This is a genomic window from Mesorhizobium sp. (genome assembly GCF_024509055.1).
In the GTDB taxonomy this organism is placed as follows: Bacteria; Pseudomonadota; Alphaproteobacteria; order Rhizobiales; family Rhizobiaceae; genus Mesorhizobium.
Genome location: NZ_JANINM010000158.1, coordinates 1 through 3,741 on the forward strand (window position 1 = coordinate 1; position 3,741 = coordinate 3,741).

Annotated in this window: 5 protein-coding genes and 1 pseudogene; 3 read left to right on the forward strand and 3 right to left on the reverse strand. The window is 63.6% G+C overall.

What is annotated here, in order from left to right:
• Nucleotides 1–93 (forward strand): annotated as a pseudogene (locus Q0L57_RS07940) (SsrA-binding protein); the annotation flags it as partial.
• 92 nt (nucleotides 94–185) lie between these two features.
• Complete coding sequence (locus Q0L57_RS07945) at nucleotides 186–896, forward strand: GH25 family lysozyme (RefSeq protein ID WP_296740690.1); 711 nt, start codon at nucleotides 186–188, stop codon at nucleotides 894–896.
• A gap of 40 nt (nucleotides 897–936) precedes the next feature.
• On the opposite strand, the gene Q0L57_RS07950 is transcribed toward Q0L57_RS07945, so the two are convergent.
• A complete protein-coding gene (locus Q0L57_RS07950; protein ID WP_296740693.1) occupies nucleotides 937–1,830 on the reverse strand; it encodes a DMT family transporter in 894 nt (297 codons plus the stop codon).
• 188 nt (nucleotides 1,831–2,018) lie between these two features.
• Here Q0L57_RS07950 and Q0L57_RS07955 point away from each other — a divergent pair, with 188 nt between their 5' ends.
• Complete coding sequence (locus Q0L57_RS07955) at nucleotides 2,019–2,480, forward strand: Lrp/AsnC ligand binding domain-containing protein (protein WP_296740695.1); 462 nt, start codon at nucleotides 2,019–2,021, stop codon at nucleotides 2,478–2,480.
• Nucleotides 2,481–2,491: 11 nt separating this feature from the next.
• Here the strand turns inward: Q0L57_RS07955 and Q0L57_RS07960 are convergent, their stop codons facing one another.
• Nucleotides 2,492–3,163 (reverse strand): uracil-DNA glycosylase, encoded by a 672-nt coding sequence (locus tag Q0L57_RS07960; RefSeq protein ID WP_296740697.1) that lies wholly within the window; start codon nucleotides 3,161–3,163, stop codon nucleotides 2,492–2,494.
• Entirely contained in the window at nucleotides 3,160–3,741 is a 582-nt protein-coding gene (locus tag Q0L57_RS07965) for an NYN domain-containing protein (RefSeq protein ID WP_296740699.1), read from the reverse strand. Before Q0L57_RS07965 ends, Q0L57_RS07960 begins: the two co-directional genes overlap by 4 nt.

Genomic DNA, 3,741 nt, shown 5'->3' on the forward strand with positions numbered 1-3,741 from the left:
GCCCGCGGCAAGAAGCTGCACGACAAGCGCGAGACCGAAAAACAACGCGACTGGTCGCGCGAGAAGGGGCGGCTCCTCAAGGAGCGCGGATAGCCTTTCATCGTTGTCTGCACAAACCGGTCTGAAAAAAGCCACCGGCGGGCCCTCTGGTGCCGACTGAACAGCATTTCCAACGGGGGTTGGTCTTGGGGAGGCGCATCGTTTTCTGGGGCCTTGCCGGCGCGATCGTTGCCTGCGCCGTCGCGGTGGGCGCCTTCTTCTGGTTCAGGGGTTTTTCACCCGACCGCGCCGAGTTCCCGATCCGGGGCATCGACGTCTCGCATCATCAGGGCACAATCGATTGGCGGCGGGTCGCCGCAGACGATGTCGCCTTCGCCATCATCAAGGCGACCGAAGGCGGCAACCATGTCGACACAAGGTTCGCGACCAACCTGCGCGAAGCCCGCGAGGCTGGCTTGGCAGTCGGCGCCTATCATTTCTTCACTTTCTGCCGCTCCGGCGCCGACCAGGCGAAGAATTTCATCGCGGTGGTGCCGCGCGGTGAGCCGCTTTTGCCGCCGGTCGTCGACATCGAATTCGGCGGCAATTGCCCCCAACGCCCGTCGCCCGAACAGTTGAATGCCGAGCTTGCCGCTTTCCTCGGCCCTGTCGAGACGGCTTTCGGCAAGCAGGCCATTTTCTATCTGACCGATGAAGCGGCCGACACCTATTCCGCCAGAATCATTACGCGCCAGCGCTGGCTGCGCTCGCTGGCGATGAAGCCAAGCGAAAACGACTGGGTCTACTGGCAGTACCACAATATGGGCCGCGTCGACGGCATCACAGGCGATGTCGATCTGAACGTGCTGAAGGGCGGGCGCGACACGCTGGCTAAGCTGTCTGCGCCGGTGCCCTGAATGGCCGGCCGGAGCCATGCCCACAGCCCTGGAGAGCACGCTACCCACCGCGCGCCGATGCTTTCAGACTTCCGCCGGCACTGCGCCCTCCGACCGCCGAGATGGCCATTCCCGCGGCCATGATCGCGATGGCCGCGAGCTGGATCGTCATCGGCGTTTCGCCGAGTACGGCGATGCCGACGATCACAGTGGCGATCGGAACGCCCGGCAGGAACAGCGACGCCATTTGCGGCCCCAATTGCCTGACGATGTAAGTATAGAGGAACATCGCTGCCGCGCCGGCCAGGATGCCCTGGATCACGACCTGGCTGGCGATCTCCGTGCTCGACGCGGCATTGAGATGGCTTGGCGCGAACAGGTAGATAACCGGCAGTGGCAGGCAGGACAGGAATACGACCGCAACCGTCGCCGTCACCGGGTCGACGCGCCATTGCCTGACGAGAACGGCATAGGTCGAAAACATCAGGCCCGATCCGATGAAAAGCATGTCGCCAAACAGCACGCCGCCGGTGCCGTTGCGCGCCGGCGCGATGAACAGCAACAGGCCGGCGATGATCGCGACGACGCCGGTGGTCCGCTGCCGCGAGGCGCCGTCATCGAAGGCGATGCGCGACAGCAGGAACGAAAAGAAGACGATCGAGGCGGGGCAGAGCGCTGCCCCATGAGCGGCGGGCGCATAGGTCAGGCCCCAATTGATGATCAGCGGATAAGGCAGTCCGGCCAGCGCCGCCAATGCCAATGCCCGTCGCCAGCCGAGCGCCTTCATGGTTGCGAAGCCTGTGCGCCAGACGACCGGCAGGAACACGGCGCCGGCTCCGCCAAAGCGCAAGGCGGCCAGGTCTGTCGCGGTCAGATGCTCCCTCAAGCTGAATCGGGCGGCGACGAATTGCACGGCGTATATGCCGATCATGGTCAGGCCCGCGATAATCGCCAACCTTGCGTTTCCCGAGTCTCGTGTGTCCGCCATACCCTGCCACCACCATGACGTTCTCGCCGGCACCGTCTCCCACGGCCGCGATTGAAGCGCAGGCTATTGCTGAAAACCTGGTGACAAAATACGTTCTTTTCTGAAGATCGGAGTGAAATCCGCACCATTGAGGCAGATTTACTGTGAATTCTGAAGTGGATGACCTCGACGCCATCGACCGCAGTCTTCTTCGCCTGCTCCAGGAGGATGGGCGCCGCACCACGCTTGATCTGGCTTCCCGTGTCGGATTGTCGCCGACCGGAACCAGCCTTCGGGTGAAGCGGCTGTTCCGCGAAGGCTATATCACCGCGGTCAGGGCCGTGCTCGATCCGGCCAAGATCGGTCGCGGCACGCTCGTCTTCATAGAAGTGCGCCTCGATCACGCGGCGCCACATATTTTCGAGCGCTTCGCGGAGGCGGTGACGAAAGCGCCTGAGGTTCTGGAATGCCACATGGTGGTCGGCGGCTTCGACTATCTGGTCAAGGCGCGCATTTCGGAGATGGCGGCCTACCAGGATTTCCTGACGCGGGTGATCTTGCCGTTGCCGGGCGTGAAGGAAACGCACACCTACGCCTCGATCGGCGATGTGAAGCCGGATGCGCTGCTGCCGGTGTAGGCCGACTGAATCTAGCTCTTCAGGAACGCCGCGATCTCTTTGAACACGTTTACGAACATTTCTTCCGTCAGCACGCCGGTATTGGTGTTGTAGCGCGAGCAGTGATAGCTGGAAAACAGGGTGATGCCGGCGGCCTCATGCCGTCCGCCGTGGCGAAACGGCAGCGTGGCGACCCGGCCGCCCAGCGCCCGCACCGTCGACTGATGCGCGATCGAGCCCAGCGTGAGGATCGCGCGCAGATTGCCGAAACGCGCGATGGTCGGCTTGAGGAAAGTCCGGCAGGTGGAAATCTCGGCGCCGACCGGCTTGTTTTCCGGCGGCACGCAGCGCACCGCGTTGGTGATCGCGGTACCGACAAGTTCCAGTCCGTCGTCGGGCCTAGCCTTGAATTCGCCGCGCGCCAGCCCTTGCGCGATCATCGTGCCGTAGAGCAGGTCGCCGGCATAGTCGCCGGTGAAGGGGCGCCCAGTGCGGTTGGCGCCGCGCACGCCCGGCGCCAGCCCGACGATGAGCAGCCTGACGGATTCCTCGCCTTCCGGCGGCAGGAAGGTCGGCACCGGCGCATTGAACCAGCCCGGCTCGCGCTCGCGCCAGCCGGCGATGAAATCATGCAACCGTGGACAGAGCGGGCAGTCGCGGCTGGGTTCGGGGGAAGGGGCGGTGCTCAACGCCGCCGCTCTCAATAGTCGTCCTCGTCGACTTCGGCAGGCTCAGGCCGGCGCACCGGCCGCTCCGAGGGATCGCGGCCGACTTCGTTTTTCAGCGTCATCAAGTCGATGAAATGATCGGCTTGGCGGCGCAGGTCGTCCGAAATCATCGGCGGCTGCGAGGACATGGTCGAGATGATCGACACCTTGCGGCCGCGCCGCTGCAAGGCTTCGACCAGGGTGCGGAAGTCGCCGTCGCCGGAGAAGATGACATAGTGGTCGACGACATCGGCAAGCTCCAGCGCGTCGACGGTGAGCTCGATGTCCATATTGCCCTTGATCTTGCGGCGACCGGTCGAGTCGGTGAATTCCTTGGCCGGCTTCGTCACCACCTTGAAGCCGTTATAGTCGAGCCAGTCGATCAGCGGCCGGATCGAGGAGTATTCCTGATCCTCCACGAGTGCCGTGTAGTAGTATGCGCGCAGCAGGTAGCCGCGCTTCTGGAAGCTCGACAGGAGCTTGCGGTAGTCGATGTCGAAACCCAGCGCCCGCGAGGTCGCGTAGAGATTGGCGCCGTCGATGAAAAGAGCGATCTTTTCACGGGGATCGAACAT